Annotated in this window: 20 protein-coding genes; 14 read left to right on the plus strand and 6 right to left on the minus strand. The window is 62.9% G+C overall.

All coding sequences use genetic code 11. From position 1 onward, the window contains the following. Positions 1–49 precede the first annotated feature (49 nt). The 4 genes from CN933_RS12705 (at position 50) to CN933_RS31505 (ending at position 2,725) form a co-directional block, all read left to right on the plus strand. Positions 50–487: a hypothetical protein gene (locus CN933_RS12705; RefSeq protein WP_018099016.1), complete on the plus strand. Its 438-nt coding sequence runs from the start codon at positions 50–52 to the stop codon at positions 485–487. Between the two features lie 306 nt (positions 488–793). After that, positions 794–2,071: a DUF763 domain-containing protein gene (locus CN933_RS12710; protein WP_102761710.1), complete on the plus strand. Its 1,278-nt coding sequence runs from the start codon at positions 794–796 to the stop codon at positions 2,069–2,071. Between the two features lie 130 nt (positions 2,072–2,201). Then, entirely contained in the window at positions 2,202–2,471 is a 270-nt protein-coding gene (locus CN933_RS12715; protein ID WP_086017526.1) for a hypothetical protein, read from the plus strand. A 77-nt stretch (positions 2,472–2,548) separates the two neighbouring features. After that, on the plus strand, positions 2,549–2,725 hold the full coding sequence (locus CN933_RS31505) for a hypothetical protein (protein ID WP_164866835.1): 177 nt from the start codon (positions 2,549–2,551) through the stop codon (positions 2,723–2,725). 10 nt (positions 2,726–2,735) lie between these two features. Here the strand turns inward: CN933_RS31505 and CN933_RS12720 are convergent, their stop codons facing one another. Further along, positions 2,736–3,068: a hypothetical protein gene (locus tag CN933_RS12720; RefSeq protein WP_102761711.1), complete on the minus strand. Its 333-nt coding sequence runs from the start codon at positions 3,066–3,068 to the stop codon at positions 2,736–2,738. Between the two features lie 141 nt (positions 3,069–3,209). Between CN933_RS12720 and CN933_RS12725 the strand changes: the two genes are divergently transcribed. Continuing rightward, a complete protein-coding gene (locus tag CN933_RS12725; RefSeq protein WP_026169042.1) occupies positions 3,210–3,425 on the plus strand; it encodes a hypothetical protein in 216 nt (71 codons plus the stop codon). 17 nt (positions 3,426–3,442) lie between these two features. Here the strand turns inward: CN933_RS12725 and CN933_RS12730 are convergent, their stop codons facing one another. Next, positions 3,443–3,982, minus strand: a complete 540-nt coding sequence (locus CN933_RS12730) for a cupin domain-containing protein (RefSeq protein ID WP_102761712.1) — start codon at positions 3,980–3,982, stop codon at positions 3,443–3,445. 140 nt (positions 3,983–4,122) lie between these two features. Here CN933_RS12730 and CN933_RS12735 point away from each other — a divergent pair, with 140 nt between their 5' ends. Next, positions 4,123–4,845, plus strand: coding sequence for a glutathione S-transferase (locus CN933_RS12735; protein ID WP_102761713.1), 723 nt, complete (start codon positions 4,123–4,125; stop codon positions 4,843–4,845). A 3-nt stretch (positions 4,846–4,848) separates the two neighbouring features. Here the strand turns inward: CN933_RS12735 and CN933_RS12740 are convergent, their stop codons facing one another. Continuing rightward, positions 4,849–5,490, minus strand: a complete 642-nt coding sequence (locus tag CN933_RS12740; protein ID WP_102761714.1) for a UdgX family uracil-DNA binding protein — start codon at positions 5,488–5,490, stop codon at positions 4,849–4,851. Between the two features lie 86 nt (positions 5,491–5,576). After that, positions 5,577–7,382: a malto-oligosyltrehalose trehalohydrolase gene (gene treZ / locus CN933_RS12745; protein ID WP_102761715.1), complete on the minus strand. Its 1,806-nt coding sequence runs from the start codon at positions 7,380–7,382 to the stop codon at positions 5,577–5,579. Positions 7,383–7,524: 142 nt separating this feature from the next. Here treZ and glgX point away from each other — a divergent pair, with 142 nt between their 5' ends. After that, positions 7,525–9,621, plus strand: a complete 2,097-nt coding sequence (gene glgX, locus CN933_RS12750) for a glycogen debranching protein GlgX (protein WP_102761716.1) — start codon at positions 7,525–7,527, stop codon at positions 9,619–9,621. After that, positions 9,614–10,756: a DNA topoisomerase IB gene (locus CN933_RS12755; RefSeq protein WP_102761717.1), complete on the plus strand. Its 1,143-nt coding sequence runs from the start codon at positions 9,614–9,616 to the stop codon at positions 10,754–10,756. Before glgX ends, CN933_RS12755 begins: the two co-directional genes overlap by 8 nt. A 192-nt stretch (positions 10,757–10,948) precedes the next feature. On the opposite strand, the gene CN933_RS12760 is transcribed toward CN933_RS12755, so the two are convergent. Beyond that, on the minus strand, positions 10,949–11,686 hold the full coding sequence (locus CN933_RS12760) for a BON domain-containing protein (protein ID WP_102761718.1): 738 nt from the start codon (positions 11,684–11,686) through the stop codon (positions 10,949–10,951). A 169-nt stretch (positions 11,687–11,855) separates the two neighbouring features. On the opposite strand from CN933_RS12760, the gene CN933_RS12765 reads away from it, so the two are divergent. The 4 genes from CN933_RS12765 to CN933_RS12780 all read left to right on the plus strand — a co-directional run bounded on the left by CN933_RS12765 (position 11,856) and on the right by CN933_RS12780 (position 13,370). Then, positions 11,856–12,020, plus strand: a complete 165-nt coding sequence (locus tag CN933_RS12765; RefSeq protein ID WP_018099003.1) for a hypothetical protein — start codon at positions 11,856–11,858, stop codon at positions 12,018–12,020. Positions 12,021–12,114: 94 nt separating this feature from the next. Continuing rightward, positions 12,115–12,414 carry a DUF2934 domain-containing protein gene (locus tag CN933_RS12770; RefSeq protein WP_102761719.1) on the plus strand — a complete coding sequence of 100 codons (300 nt, stop codon included), beginning with the start codon at positions 12,115–12,117 and terminating at the stop codon, positions 12,412–12,414. 73 nt (positions 12,415–12,487) lie between these two features. Further along, positions 12,488–12,928 (plus strand): CBS domain-containing protein, encoded by a 441-nt coding sequence (locus tag CN933_RS12775; protein ID WP_010976090.1) that lies wholly within the window; start codon positions 12,488–12,490, stop codon positions 12,926–12,928. 73 nt (positions 12,929–13,001) lie between these two features. After that, on the plus strand, positions 13,002–13,370 hold the full coding sequence (locus CN933_RS12780; protein ID WP_018099001.1) for a hypothetical protein: 369 nt from the start codon (positions 13,002–13,004) through the stop codon (positions 13,368–13,370). A 111-nt stretch (positions 13,371–13,481) separates the two neighbouring features. Here CN933_RS12780 and CN933_RS12785 read toward each other — a convergent pair whose 3' ends face one another. Continuing rightward, positions 13,482–13,916 carry a DUF4168 domain-containing protein gene (locus CN933_RS12785; RefSeq protein WP_100671545.1) on the minus strand — a complete coding sequence of 145 codons (435 nt, stop codon included), beginning with the start codon at positions 13,914–13,916 and terminating at the stop codon, positions 13,482–13,484. 307 nt (positions 13,917–14,223) lie between these two features. On the opposite strand from CN933_RS12785, the gene CN933_RS12790 reads away from it, so the two are divergent. Both CN933_RS12790 and CN933_RS12795 read left to right on the plus strand, forming a co-directional pair. After that, positions 14,224–14,616: a RidA family protein gene (locus CN933_RS12790; protein WP_102761720.1), complete on the plus strand. Its 393-nt coding sequence runs from the start codon at positions 14,224–14,226 to the stop codon at positions 14,614–14,616. Positions 14,617–14,751: 135 nt separating this feature from the next. Then, the gene (locus CN933_RS12795; RefSeq protein ID WP_102761721.1) at positions 14,752–15,750 is read left to right on the plus strand and encodes a TRAP transporter substrate-binding protein; all 999 of its coding nucleotides are present in this window, start codon (positions 14,752–14,754) and stop codon (positions 15,748–15,750) included. Positions 15,751–15,786 lie beyond the last annotated feature (36 nt).

The following is a 15,786-nucleotide window of genomic DNA, read 5'->3' on the forward strand; positions in this document are numbered from 1 at the left end:
TACGAGGTGGAAATTGGGGGACCAACTATCGTAAGAGTAGGAGGTCGCAATGAAGCACCAAGCAATCGAGCAGTTACAGGGCGTCGCCGAGGTCAAGCAGGACCTGCCGCGACGGACGTTATCGCGCAAGGAGCGCCTTGAGCGTTGGGCGGAACTCCTGGAGCGTGATCCTCACAGACGCCTTTCGACACTGCACGAGACAGAGTATCAGCCGGCGAGAGTCCGCGCGGCCATGCGCGGCGACGGTTCGCCTATCTCCGTCGCCTTCGAGGATCCGGTCTTCCGGACCGCCGGGATGGAGAACGACAGCTACGGCGAAGCGAGGCGGTTCTTCGAGCTGAGCGACGAGCAATTACATAAGGTCATCTGCTATTGCCATTTCGGCGCGACGGTCAGCGCATCGACGGCCGCCCGCCACATCCGCGCAATGCTTGTCGAGAAACAGCCAGGCCTGTTTGCTCGGTTGCGCCAGATGTTTGTCGGCTAGGCAGGCGACGGCATATCGAGGGTCGTGATCGAAGGCGGCCGCCGGAGGAGGCGGGCCGCAGTGCGAAGGCTTAACGCGCTCGCACTGCGGTGCTCCCATCGCCTCCGGCTGGCGGATGGCCTTCGATCCGCGGCGTCGTCCTCCGGCGGCTTGGGTTCGCACTCGTTCTCAAGGTTGTCATCGCGTGCGGCGCGTCCTCGTGCCTGCGTTTTTCGCTTCGTGCTCCAATTTCCACTATGTTAAGTGGATCGGCGCGGCGTCTGATGGCGACGCGCCCTGTCGGTCGGGACGCAGAACGGAAACACTATGGCTCAAAGAGCAGGCAATGCGGATCTCCCGCTGCATGGCGGCCGCGTGCCGCGATGGCTCGGCGACCGTATGACGCGCCTCGGCGCGCTGGTCACCGAAGCGGTGGTTCATCACTATGGACGCGACGAGTTTCTTAGGCGGCTTGCGCATCCGTTCTGGTTCCAGTCCTTCGGTGCCGTCATGGGCATGGACTGGCATTCCTCCGGTATCACCACGAGCGTCATCGGTGCGTTGAAACGCGGTCTTACCCCGCTTGCCGGCGAGTTGGGCATCCATGTCTGCGGCGGCCGCGGCCAGCACTCCCGCAAGACGCCGGGCGAACTCATATCGATCGGCGATCGTGTCGGTTTCGATGGCGGCGCATTGGCAGAAGCGAGCCGCCTCGTCGCCAAGGTCGACAGTGCGGCCGTTCAGGACGGCTTCGATCTCTACCTGCACGGTTTCGTCGTCACGGACGATGCCAGGTGGGTGGTCGTCCAGCAGGGCATGAACGGCGACCGCCGGCAGGCGAGGCGCTATCACTGGCTCTCGGAGGGCCTGACAAGCTTCGTCGACGCGCCGCATAGCGCGATCGAAGGCAGAGAACAGGGCGAGATCGTCAATCTGGCCGACCGCCGCGCCGCCGCATCGAGGACTGCGCAGCTCGATCTCCTCCAGTCATTCGGGCCCGACGGGCTCTTGCGCGAGGTCGCCCGGATCGAGTCTCCTGGGGTTCCTGTGGCCTCGCCGGCACAGCCGATGCTGCCGCATCTCTTCATGCCTGCCCATCACGATGTACGCGAAAGCGATGTCAATCTCCGGCGCCTTCACGGCAACTTCGCCGCCGCCGCCGACCGTGGTCCGGCGGATTTCAAGGACCTGCTGCTGGTGCCGGGCGTGGGCGCGCGGACGGTCAAGGCGCTGGCGATGGTCGCGGAGGTGGTCCACGGGACGCCTTGCAGGTTCTCGGACCCCGCCCGCTTTTCACTCGCCCATGGCGGCAAGGACCGCCATCCGTTCCCCGTGCCGGTGAAAGTCTACGACGAGACGATCAGGATCATGAAGTCCGCGGTCAGCAAGGGCCGGCTCGGGCGCGAGGAAGAGCTTGCGGCTCTGAAGCGGCTCGACGAGCAATCGCGCCGGCTGGAGCGCTACGTCACCGGCCCCGACCTCAAGGAGATCGTCGCGGGCGAATTCAGGGACTCCGCGCGTTTCGGCGGGCGCAGCATATTCGGCTGGGAACCGCACGACGACGAGGCAACCGCCGCGGAGCCAAGCGACCGCGCACGGCGCTGAGGCGGAACAATAAGCGCAGCGATCGATTTACACAGCTGGGGCGCGTTGAGCGCACACCGCTTTCGCTGCCGCTGAGGATGGCGCTTCGGACACGGAGGCGCCGCCGGCATGCCAGTTGATGGAGTTTCCGATGACCGCTGCGATGACTACGATCGACCACGACACGATCCGCAATTGGATAGAAGCCCGCAAGGGGCAGCCGGCGCGCGTTAAGGGCGCAACCGAAGGCGGTGGGGGTCTGCTTCGCGTTGATTTCGGCAAACCGGAAGACACGCTGGAGAAAATTTCCTGGGACGAATTCTTCAAGATCTTCGACGACGAGAATCTGGCCTTCCTCCATCAGGACATGACTGACGACGGGCAACCCAGCCGCTTCTGTAAATTCATTAACCGGGACTGACCCGAAGACGGATCTCGGAGGAGGAAGCGGAAGGAGCACTGAGGCCGGAATGCCTTTACGGCGGAAAGGATCTCGCGATGCTTACGATCAAAAAACCGGAACCCGCGACGGAACGCGAAGGGCGCCCTGTGCCTCCTTTTACCGGCATCGAGCCGGCGCCTGCAAAGATCCGGAAGCCTTCGACCGACGACTGCGAGCGCCTCGATGACCCGGATTCGCTCTTCTGGCGCGGCGTATGGATGACCGTGTTTTAGGTCCGGCAAACTAGGCGTTACCGCCAAGTGTCTGCTCGATCTCTTCGAGACGCGCGGTCAGTCGCTTGATCTCGTCGCGCTTTTCGGCAACCACGTCTTTTGCTGTTTCGAGCCTGTCGCCTCCGGGCACCGTGCCTACGGCCGTGTGGGTCTCGGTCGCGATGGCGTCGATTTCGGATTGTAGCCGGGCGATGCGATCGCGTAGTTCGTCGAGTTGGTTCCCGACCCCCGGCGCGCTCTTCCGATCTCGCCCCCATGCGTCGATCGGCTCGTCGACGCTCGGTGGGTCGAGCGGGCGCGCATCAGCCCCCGGGCGCGGTTCTCCATGTTTGTTCGTGCTCATGACTGAACTCCCGTAAGCGTCATCAACTCGAAAGCGACGTCTATGTTCCGTCGGCGGCGCAGACCGTCGCAGCAATCGGCGGGCAGCATGGAACTTCCCGCGACGGCTGCCGTTTTCCTTATCGCCACCTAGGAGGGTTCCATGCATTCCGAAGAATACCTCGAGCTTCACTACGATCTGCTGAGCCACAGGGCGCTCCTGTCGTGTGGCCGTAAGGCATACGTCCTGCCGGACATCTACGAGACCAAGGAAATGGCACAGATCGCTGCCCAGAAATTCGCCTGGGAAAAACTGGGACTGAAAGAGCGGGCAGCGGGCTGCCGCACCGCCGCCGATCTCCCGGTCTGGCTGCGCTGACGAACTGCAGCAAGTGATCAGTGGCCCTGTGCTTCGCCGAGACCGCGCCCCGCATGCATGGCGGACTGCCACACGGTGACCGCAGGTCCTTCTGCGCCGAGAATGGGGTCCAGGCTCGGCAGCGGCACCGAGGCGATTGCCTTGCGGTCATCCGCGGTCGCGGTGCCGCTCTGGATCTCGGCATCCTGACCCGGCGGATAGCCGCCGACGACCAGGAAATCCACGCTAGCCTCGTTCCGGCGGTGGCCCGTACCCGCCGGCAGGAGGATGACGTCGCCGGCTGCGACCTCGACCTCCTGTCCCTCCGGCCCTCCGATCAGCAGCCGTGCCCGGCCTTCCGCGATTCCGAGAACCTCGTGCGCACCGCAATGGTAATGGTGATGGGCAAAGACGCCGTTGCGCCACAGGCCGCGCCAACCATTGGCCCGGAAGCGTTCCTCTATCCGTGCTGCTCCATTTTCGGTAACGTCGACCGCTTGACGATAGACCAGGACCGGCAGGCGCGGGTTGTTCGGTACGCCGCCGCTTTCGGCGAACATGAGCTCTTCGATTTTCATTGGTTTTCTCCTCGGCGCAGGGATGTTCCGTTCCCTGCCGAATCGGAACGAATTGCGCGGCTGTATGTTTCCTTCAATCGTGCTCAGAAAAGACTCCGGCCGCGAACAAAGATGAATGCTGGCAAAGAAGGGGACCTTTCATGCCATACAAGCTCTATTACTGGGACGGCATTCCCGGCCGCGGTGAATTCGTGCGCCTCGCGCTGGAGGAGGCCGGCGCGGATTACGTCGACATTGCCCGCCAGCCAGGCGGCACGAATGAAATGCTGAAGCTTATGAAGGAGCCCGGTGAGGCCGCCGCTCCCTTCGCTCCCCCGTTCCTCGTCGATGGCGACCTCGTCATAAGCCACGTCGCCAACATCCTTTTTTATCTCGGGCCGAGGCTCGGGCTTGTTGCCGAGGACGAGGGACTTCGAACTCTCACCAATGGTCTGCAGCTGACGATCACCGATTTCGTCGCGGAGATTCACGACACGCATCATCCGATCGCCCTGTCTCTCTATTTCGAGGACCAAAAGCCCGAAGCGCTAAGGCGGTCGGCCGATTTCCTCTCCGAGCGCCTGCCGAAGTTTCTCGGCTATTTCGAACGCGTGCTCACACAGAATCCCAAGGGGCCGAAACATATGGTCTCGGACCGGTTGAGCTACGTCGATCTTTCGCTTTTCCAGGTGATCGAAGGCCTCCGCTATGCCTTTCCCAAGGCGATGGATGCCCATGAGGCAAACATTCCCGGACTGGTCGCCTTTTATGATGCCGTTCGTGCACGCCCGAGAATTCTGAGCTATCTGGCCTCGGAGCGGCGGCTCGCCTTCAACGAATCCTGCGTCTTCCGCCACTATCCGGAACTCGACCGGCAGTCCTGACCGTCAACCGATGCGAGCCTTGACCTTGGCGAGATCGTCGACAAACCGGGCGCGTTCCGCTTCGGGGTCGGATCTGCCTCGGATTCTCAGAAGATAAGAGGGGTGGATGGTCACGAGAACGGAGAAGCCCCCGGGCGCCGTCAGAAGCTCGCCGCGGTTTCTGGTGACACCCACGCTTCGCCCGAGCAGGGACATCAGCGCCGTGGCCCCGAGCGCGACGACGATTTCGGGGCGGAGTTCATCGAGTTCGGCGCCGAGCCACCAGGCGCAGGCCTGAATCTCACCGGCATTCGGCCGCGAATGCAGCCGGCGCTTGCCGCGCTGTTCGAATTTGAAGTGTTTGACGGCATTGGTGAGATAGCACTCCGACCGATCGATGCCGGCTTCGTGCAGGCATTCGTCCAGGATGCGCCCGGCGGGTCCGACGAAGGGGCGCCCGGCAAGGTCCTCGCGGTCGCCGGGCTGTTCGCCGACGAGCACGACACGGGCGTCGACCGGGCCCTCGCCGAAGACCAGTTGGGTGGCGTTCTTGTAGAGGTCGCAGCGCTCGCAACCCTCCGCCTGCCGCCGCAGAGAGGCAATCGTCTTTGCCTCGGCGTGTTCGCCGGCAAGGGCCGGTCCAAGCTTCGCAGGCTGTTTCGGCATCGTTCCTCGAGGCGCTCCCCCTTTATACTCGCCGCGGCGTCTAACCGTGAGGCTCAAGGCATGTTCCCCTGTCTGCCGATGGCGTGTCACCGCGCAATGGCGACGGCGATGCCTGGACCGGCCAACTCGCTGTCGTCGACGGTCTCGCCCCCGGACGTGTCGCTCGTGAAGATCGGCTGACCGCGTATTGCGGGAACGGCCTGTGTCTCCTGCAAAAGATTGACGCGCAGTTCCAGGCAAGCCTCCCCGAACTGCCAGTCGACGGCGATGATGCCGTCCTTGGTCTCGTATGCACGGCAATCCGGTACGGCGGTGCCGGCGATCAGCGGCACGATGTGCCGCTGCCTTATCCCGGCGAGGTCGCGCATATAGGCAAGATATCGCTCGCCGGCAGGGCTTGTCGCGCGGCTCCAACGCAGCTTTGAGCCGGCAAAGACGTCCGGGTCAAGCGGATCGGGCAGATCATCCATCGTCTTGCCCTCTGGAAGGCCGCCGAAATTTTCGGCTTCGTCCCGGCGTCCCAGCCGGATAGCCTCGGCTATTTCCCCCTGGTAGTCGGCGAAGAAACAGAAGGGCTGCGTCTCGCCGTATTCTTCACCCATGAACAGGAGAGGGATTTGCGGCGTCAGCATGTGCATCGCCGCCAAAACGCGCAGCCTGTCCTCCTGGAGGAGCGAGGCGAGACGTTCGCCGAAGGCGCGGTTGCCGATCTGGTCGTGGTTCTGCAGGAAATTCACGCGGCCTTGCGGCGGCACGCGGGCTCGGCTCCCCTCAGGAGAGAAAATGTCATCCTTTGCCGGCACGGCGAAGCCATGGGCCAACGCGCTGCGGATCTTGCCCCAGGGCTCGTCGGCGAAGGGGCGATAGTGGCCCTTGGTCTCGCCGGTCGCCACGACGTGGAGAGCATTGTGAAGATCGTCGTTCCATCCCGCATCGAAGAGCATGCGCGTGCCGCTCGCGTCGCGCTGCAGAAGGCTTCTTCGGCGGTGAGCGTCTTCCAGCACCAGGTGGATCTGGCGCTCGGCGAACGTTTCCCGAACCTCGTGCTCCAGCGCGAGGAGAAAATGCGGCCGGGTCGTATCGCGGATCTGTTCGGTCGCATCGAGACGCAATCCGTCGAAACGGAATTCGCCGAGCCAGTAGAGCGCGTTCTCGATGAAGTAGCGCCGGACCGCTTCCTCCTCGAAGGCGATCGACGCTCCCCAGGGTGTCGGGCGATCCTTGTTGAAGAAGCGGCTCGCATAGCGGGAAAGGTAATTTCCCTCCGGCCCGAAGTGGTTGTAAACGACATCGAGCAGGACCGTCAGACCGAGCGAATGGGCCGCATCCACGAGCGCCTTCAGGTCATCCGGCTTGCCGTAGGCATTATGCGGAGCATAGTGCAGCACGCCGTCGTAACCCCAGCCCCGCACACCGGGGAATTGCGCGACGGGCATGATCTCGATCGCGGTGATTCCGGCCCCGGCCAGATGCGGCAAGCGCTCGATTGCAGCGCGGAAGGTGCCCTCCGGCGTGAAGCAGCCGACATGCAACTCCGAAATGACCGTCTCCTCCCAGGGCCTGCTGCGCCAGGAGGAAGCCTGCCATTCATAGGCAGCGTGATCGACGACGATCGACTTACCGGAAGCTTCCCGCTCCTGTGCCGAGGAGGCGGGATCGGCGACCTCGGTGCCGTCGGCAAGGCGGAAGCAATAGCGCTCCCCCGCCTTCGCCTCCAGCGTGATTTCGAACCAGCCGCCATCGAGTGACTGCATCTTATGCGCGGCCCCGCCGAGAACCAGATCGACGTCCCGCTCGTCGGGTGCCCACAAACGAAACCGGCATGTGTCCCCGTCGATGAAATTCGCGCCCCAGCTGTTTCTGAAATGTGCACGTGTCGAGTTCGCCGGCATCGATATGTCCCTCGAGATGAAAGGCGAGGAACTGGCCAAGGGCGGGGAAAGTTCCCCCGGCACTCGTCCGGGAACAGGAACAAATGCCTGCCCGTTGCGTTGCATCAAAGCTGCCGGGCAAGGCGGTAGAGGGCGCGACTGAATGAACCTGACTTTTTCCGAACTCGATTTCATAAAACCTGAACTCGGTGCAGAATACACCGGGCAAGGGACCCATTTTGCGGTTTTCTCGGCGCATGCGGAGAAGATCGAGCTCTGCCTGTTTTCCCCGGACGGGCGCCAGGAAACGGCGCGCATGCCGCTGCCGAAGCGCGAGGGCGACATCTGGTCCGGTTACATCGAGGGTATCGGTCCCGGCACCCTCTACGGCTACCGCGCCCACGGACCTTACGATCCGCACAATGGTCACCGCTTCAATCCGAACAAGCTGCTGCTCGATCCCTACGCCAAGCTGGTCGCGGGTGAGCTCATCTGGGACGATGCGCTCTTCGGATACACGATCGGCAGCCCCGAGGGCGATCTTTCCTTCGACGAGCGCGACAGCGCCCCCTTCATGGTGAAGGGCGTCGTTCAGGACCCGACTTTCGACTGGGCGGGCGAAGAAGCGATCCGCCGTCCCTGGACGGAAACGATCATCTACGAGACGCATGTCCGCGGCATGACCATGACGCATCCCGGCGTGCCGGACGAGCTGCGTGGCACGTTCCTCGGCATGGCGAGCGATCCGATCATCGAGCACCTGACGAAGCTCGGCGTTTCGGCGATCGAATTGATGCCGGTGCAATATTTCCTCGACGACCGTTACCTGGTAGAGCGGAATCTCAGAAACTATTGGGGATATCAGACGCTCGGATTCTTCGCTCCGCACGAGCGCTATCTCAAGGGCGACCGCTTTACAGAATTCAAGACGATGGTGAAGCGGTTTCATTCCGTCGGCATCGAGGTTCTGATGGATGTCGTCTACAACCATACGGCGGAGGGCTCGGAACGGGGCCCGACCTTGAGCTTCCGGGGGCTCGACAATTTCAGCTATTACCGTCAGTCGCCGGACGAGCCGCGCCACACCTACGACACGACCGGTACCGGCAACACGCTCAACGTTGCCCATCCCCTGGTGCTGCGCATGGTCCTCGACAGCCTGCGTTACTGGGTGGGAGTGATGCATATCGACGGCTTCCGCTTCGATCTCGCAAGCACGCTCGGCCGCGAATACATGGAGTTCGATCGCGAGGGCGGCTTCTTCGACGCGATCCGGCAGGATCCTATCCTGGCGGGTGTGAAGCTGATCGCCGAACCCTGGGACGTCGGCGAGGGCGGCTATCAGCTCGGCGGCTTCCCACCGCCGTTCCGCGAATGGAACGACCGGTTCCGCGACGACGTCCGGCGCTTCTGGAAGGGAGACGGCGGCATGGTTCCGGTGCTTGCCGAGCGCATTCTCGGTTCGCCCGTGCAGTTCAGGCACTCGGACCGTGCAGCGACCTCGTCGATCAACCTGGTGAGTGCCCATGACGGCTTCACCCTGATGGACACGGTCTCCTACGGCGAAAAGCACAACGAGGCGAACGGCGAGGAGAACCGGGACGGTCACTCCGACAATCATTCCGACAACATGGGCGCCGAGGGCCCGACCGACAACGGGGAGATCATCAAGGCGCGCAAACGGCGGCGGGCGGCCATGCTCGCCACCCTGATGATCAGCCAGGGCGTGCCGATGGTGCTCGGCGGCGACGAGTTGGGAAACAGCCAGCAGGGCAACAACAACGCCTATTGCCAGGATAACGAGATCGGCTGGCTCGATTGGAGCGGAGCGGAGGACGGCTTCGTGGATTTCTGCCGCAAGCTCCTCGCCTTCCGCAAGGACCATCCTGTCTTGCGGCAGGAGCGATTCCTCGACGGAGAGCCCGACGAGAATGGACGGGTCGAAATCGCCTGGTACAAGGCGGATGGCAGTCCCATGGACGAGGGCGCCTGGCACGACGCCGAGCTCCGCCTGATTTGCGCCTATATATGCCGCGTCGGGCAGGGCGAAGCTTCGCCGGCCGGCGAGATCGTCCTCGTGCTCAATGCAGGCGGTGATTGCGAGATAGCCCTTCCCCGCGGAAACGGAAGCAGGCGCTGGCTACGCGTGCTCGACACGGCAGCCGAAGAACCGTTCGGCACGTGCGCCAGCGCGGATCGCGACACTATCCCGGCGCAGAGCGTCGTCGCCTTCGTCCCGCAGGAGGGAGGCAATGGTTAGAGCAACGATGGTCGACGTGCTCGAACCTCCGCCTTGCGTGATCGCGAATGGTCCGCGGAACGTGGCGGCGGCCGGTCTCGTGCCCGAGGAAACCGGGCTCGTCTATGTCAGCGACAGCGAGCCGGGCATCCGGCGGCAAAGGCGTGGCAAGGGGTTTGTCTACCGAATGCCGGACGGCTCGATCGTTACCGATCCGTCGATCAAAAGCCGCATAGCGGCGCTGGGCCTGCCGCCTGCCTATGAAGACGTCTGGATCTGCCTCGAAGAACGGGGGCATCTGCAGGCCACGGGCTACGATGCACGCGGACGAAAACAGTACCGCTATCACAGCGCGTGGCAGGCTCTCAGGAGCGCCGACAAATTCGCGCAACTGGTGGAATTCGGTAAGGCGTTGCCCAGGATACGCCGCACGATACGGCGCCACATGCAGGGTGACGTGGAAAACATGCAAACCGTGCTCGCGGCGCTGGTCGCCCTGCTGGACGAAGCCCATCTGCGCACCGGCAACCAGGCTTACGTGCAGGCCAATGGGAGCTATGGTGCCACGACGCTTTTGAAGCGGCATCTCAGGCTGGGCGACGGCTTCATAGAGCTGAAATTCATCGGCAAGGGCGGCAAGCGCGTCCAGCGGCTGCTACGCCGCCCCAAATTGCAGCGGTTGCTCGAAGAGATCGCGGATCTGCCGGGCAGGCAGCTTTTCGTCTGGAAGGATGAAAACGACGCCCTGCGGCCGGTCGATTCCGGCCGGCTCAACCGGTACCTTTCAGAGGTGGCCGGAACAGCGGTTTCGGCAAAGACATTCCGGACCTGGGGCGGCACTCTCGCGGCTTTCACGGCCGCTCGCACCTCGATCGAACATGGTGAGTGGCCGACGATCAAACAGATGAGCGAAGCGGCGGCGTCCGTTCTTCACAACACGCCCGCCATCAGCCGGAGCAGCTACATTCATCCGGATGTGCTCGCTCTCGCCGACAAGTCGGCCTCGATCTCCGCGCGACAGCTTCAGGCGCGCGGGCGCTCGGACAGCGAACTGCGTGTGGAGGAACAACGCTTGCTGAGTTTTCTTCGGCGCTCGGCGCACTCGAGGGCGCGGCAGGCAAGATCTGCCGCGGAGCAGCGACGCGCTTCCAACTAAGGGCTGTTTAGGTTCACGGTGCCGACCGTGCGCCATTGATCGTAGCCGATCAATGGACAAAAACATGCAGCAGCTAAGACGCGCGGCGCTGCAGGAAACTTTTCCGAGGACTGAAATCTCTCCGCCTCGTCCCTGTGACGAGCACAGGGACGAGGCGAGCAAACACCCTCCGCTCTCACGCCCACAATCGCCTCAACTAAGATCGGTAAGGTTCGGGTTCTGCTGAATAGTGCCGGTATCCGCCGTCTCGATGCGCAGGTTGTTTTGCACATTCGTGACTCCAGATACATTCTCTGCACAGTCCTCGGCGCGGCGCTTCGCCCATTTGGAGCTCACCGAACCATTGAGCTGTACTTCGCCGTTCGACACGCTCACTTCGATGTTGGAGGCGTCGAGAGCGCCGTCGTCACTCAGGCGGTCGCTGACATCTTCCTGGATGCGGCCGTCGGTGCGCCTGTAGCCTTTCGGGCCCTTGCCGCGGTGCCGGTCCATCTCCCGCCTGCGTTCGGCATCTTCGTCACCGAACCAGGAAGCGACCTCGTCGCTGGCGCGGTCGAGAAAATCGCGGTCGTGGCGATAGTCGCGCGTTTCGCCGTAACCTCCGTAGCCGCGGTAACGGCCCTCGCCGCGATAGCCATAACCGGGGCCGTGATAATCCCTGAAATAGCGCTCGCGGCCCCTACGATCGTAGTCGTCGTCGCTCCAGCGTTCGCGTTCGCCGCCGCGGTAGCTCCCGGTCGGCCAGTTCATCGAGCTCTCGTAGTCGGCGCCACGCGGCTCGACATCTTCGTCGAAGCGGCTGCGCGCCCGACCGCGGCGCTCGGATCCATAGTTGTAAGGGTCGCGCTGGCGCTCGTTCTCCCAGTCGCGGCGGGCCCAATCGCGACGGCCGTAGGGATCGTATCTGCCATAGTCCGGATGTCTGGGCATGGGCTCTCTCCTGGCTTTTGCTCTTGCTGATGTTGGGTCAAACCCACGATCGCCCCAAAGGGTTCCGCGCTTCGCCCCCGTTCGCTGCGCCGCCGGCGGAACAATCGCGCACGGTCGGGATTGTCCCCGAAAGAGGGGTGTCGCCCCCGCATGCCCAAGGGAGACGAAAATGCCGAACCCGCGTCAGCCGGAGCCGGTACCGGAGCCGCCGCCGCCGGACTTGCCGCCCTGGTATCCCGAGCCGCCGATCGAGGAGCCCGATCCGGACCGCCTTCCGGATGAAATTCCGGTCCCTAATCCGGACGAAAATCCGGAGCCGCCAAAGCACATTTGAAGGTCCCGCGCGGATGGCGCCGCGGGCGGAACAAATGGACGGTCGCGCCGTTTGAAACTCGCCATCAACGAAGTCCAGCGGCGAGGTAAGGGACATGGACGAGCGAAGGGACACGGACAGCGAACGCGAAGAGCTCATCAGGCGCAGAGCCTATGCGATCTGGGAGCAGGAGGGCCGGCCGGACGGGCAGCATCAGCGCCACTGGGAGCAGGCCGCCAGAGAAATGCAGGGATCTGAAACGCAGGGACCGGAAACGCAGAGAGACGGCCCCGCGCCGGAGAGCGGGGGCCAGGCCAACGGCAGCAGGCGGCGCGAAAAGCAGACCGCGGCGGGGGCTGGGGCGCCCGCTTCGCCCGAAGGAAATCCGGCGGCCCGCCCGGACGGCGGGCGCTGAGCGGCCGTAACGGCGGCTCGAGCCTTCCCGGGCAGCCGATGAAACCGCCGACGAAACGTGAAGGAGAAAACAAATGCGTGTATCGGAGATCATGACAAGAGACGTTCATCTTGCAAGCCCCAACGACACCATAACGGCTGTTGCGCGGCAGATGGCGGAAAACGATATCGGCTTCATGCCGGTCGGAGACGATGACCGCCTGATCGGCATGATAACGGACAGAGACATCGTCGTGCGCGGCGTTGCCGATGGTATGGACCCGCAGGCACGGGTGGCCGACATCATGACCACGGACGTGAAATATTGCTTCGACGACGATGAGGTGGACGATGTCGCGCGCAACATGGGCGACATCCAGGTTCGACGGCTGCCCGTGGTGAACCATGACAAGCAGTTGGTCGGGATCGTTTCGCTTGCCGACGCGGCCCGCGAACAGCCGCAAATGGCCGGCACCGGCCTGAAGGGCGTGACCGAACCCGGTGGATCCCACAACCAGTCCAACCGAAGCGGCTGAACGGTCCGGCGGTTGGGCACGGATGGGGGCGCGATGGCGCCCCCTTTCTCATTTTGCAGAAGGGAGGCCGACTATGGCAGGGAAACAGGAAAGCATGCCGATCCGGACTGGTCTCGCTCCCGGCGGTGCCGCGGAGCCCGACGATCACGTCGCCGATGCCGGCGATGCAGGAAGCGGTGCGCCCTATCTCGGCGAGGTGGATCGGGCGCGCCCCGACCCGCCACAGCCGCATCCGCGCAATCTTAGTGGAGGCGACGGAAAGGTCGCGATGACGCTTACGAATACGCCGACCGAAGCGGGCGTCGAAGCGAACGACGCCACTGGCGGCGAATACTGGAATCGGGTGCTCGGCGACAATACGAACGCCGGCACGCTGCGTTTCCTCGCCGCTGTGGGACTGTTCGTTCTGATAGCCGCGGCACTGTTCTGGCTCGTGAGCTGAAGAGCTCGGTTCACGCAATGGTGAAACGATCTAAGTCTTTGAAATGCGCAACTCCGGACAGAAAATCGCCACGCGATCTTCTCGGAGCTGCTCAAAGGGTCGAAGCCGTGCTTATTGCTGCTGCGGCTGCTGCGGCGTGGACGTCTGGAGCTTTTCCTGAACCTTCTGGGCAAGCGCCGGATCACTCTGCGCAGCCTTGAGGATCGTCGTATACTCCTCCACCGACATGTTCGGCGCGGTCTCTACGGCCTTCACCATTTCCTGACTGGCTTCGTTCTGCAGCTTCGCCTTCGCAGCCTCGTCGGTGGTAGCCCCGATTTTCGTGGAGTACTCCTGCCTTACCTTGTCGACCTGAAGATAGGCCACTGCAAAGGCCTCGATCTTCTGATCGCTGATCGGGGCGCCTGTGCCGCCGGCGTCGGGTTGGGTCTGTGTCGGCTGCGCCTGTTGCGCCTGCGCGATTTCCAGAGCCGAAGCCGGGCTGAGAAGCATTAAGCTGGAGGCTGCAACGGTCAGCGATGCAACGAGTGTATAGCGAGTAATCATGTTCTGTCCTCCATGACGTGCATGACTTGATCGGCAGCAATACCGCCTTGCTCGTTCGCTCCGCCGTCGAAACGACGCAAGCGACTCGGGGAGCATGTACGCCCCGGAAGTGCTCGGTGCGGCGACGACGGGGCAATTTGCTGACCATTAGGCGGCAGCTTTGTGGCTCCCTCCGGGGCCATGTGGAACAAGATGCAGGGGCTTGGAACGCAATATACGCTACGGCTATACATTGCTCGAAACGTGGCGCGAACGGTATCTCCCACACGACCGGGTACGATCTGCGCCGATAAAAGGGTCATGCGACATGAAGCACGAAATCATTGAAATCCCTGTGATTTCCGAAGCAATCCGAAGACTGGGCGCGCCGACCTCCGCGTTGACCTGCGTCGGCGGTCTTCTCTATACGTGCGGGATGCCGCCGATCGACCTGAACACAGGCGAGATCGTCAGGGGGGACATGACCGTCCAGACGCGCGCCTGCATGGACGCGCTCTCGTTCACCCTCCGCCATGCTGGCTCCTCGCTCGACAATGTCTTCAAATCGCTCGTCTTTATCACCGATAACGATTTGGCGGCGGAGATGAATGCGGTTTATCGCGCGTATTTTCCGGGCGGCTTTCCGGCCCGCAGTTGTGTGGCGATCAAGCCTTGGACGCATTTCGATATTGAGATCGAATGTATCGCCACCGTGGAGTGATGCGATCTTTTCTCACAGGAAATCGCAGCCACTCCCATAAGCGGACTCAATGTTTGTCATTGAGTCCGGCTATTTGCGTTGCGGGCATCATGCCCGCCTAATATGCCCAGAATAAACGCAACAAATGAGGGCGCTATGAAACTGGGCATTTCGAAAATTTCCCGCGGTCTTGCCGCCACCGTGATCGCTGGCATCGTCGGACTTTCCGCTCATACGGCTGCCATGGCCGAAACAACGATCCGTCTCGGCCACGTGCTTGCCGACACCCATAGCTGGCACAAGGCCTCGACGGACTTCGCCAAGGAGGTCTCGGAGAAGACGGAAGGCCGCGTCAAGATCGAGATCTTCCCCTCCGGCCAACTCGGCACGGAGAAGGAAGTCATCGAGGGCATGCAGATCGGCACCATCCAGGGCGGCCTGATCGGCAGCGGCTCCTTCCAGTTCGTCGAACCGAAGTTCGGCATCATCGAAATGCCCTATGCCTGGACCAGTCGCGAACAGGCTTTTGCCGCGCTCGACGGCAAGCTCGGCACAGCGCTTGCCGATCTGCTTCGGCCGAAGGGCATCGAGGTTCTCGCCTGGTGGGAAAACGGCTTCCGCAACATCACCAACAACAAGCATCCGATCGTCAAGCCGGCCGATCTCGCCGGCATCAAGATCCGCGTAACGCCGGACAAGGTTCGGCTTGCGACGTTCGAACGTCTCGGCGCGCAGCCGGCGCCGCTGGCCTTCGGCGAGCTATACTCGGCCCTGCAGCAGGGCGTGTTCGACGCCCAGGAAAATCCGCTCTCGATCATCGATGCCTCGTCGTTCTACGAAGTACAGAAATACGTTTCGATGACCGGCCACATCTGGGGCGCCGCATGCCTGACGGTGTCGAGCATGACCTGGGCGCAGGTTTCCCCCGAGGACCAGGCCATCGTGAAGGAAGCGGCCGTCAAGTGGGGCAACGCTCAGCGCCAGATGGTTGCCGATAACGAGGTCGCGCTGATCGAGAAGCTGAAATCGAAAGGCATGCAGTTCAACGAGGTGGACAAGGCTGCCTTCGTCGACGCCCTGAAGCCGATCTGGGAAAGCGAGAAGGACGTTTTCGGTCCCGAGCTGCTTGAAGTCATGGACAGCTATCGCAAGTGATGCGGTCGTCCTGCCCGCCGGTTGCGGGCAGGACGT

Origin of the sequence: Sinorhizobium sp. M4_45 (genome assembly GCF_002885915.1) — a bacterium.
GTDB lineage: Bacteria > Pseudomonadota > Alphaproteobacteria > Rhizobiales > Rhizobiaceae > Sinorhizobium > Sinorhizobium meliloti_A.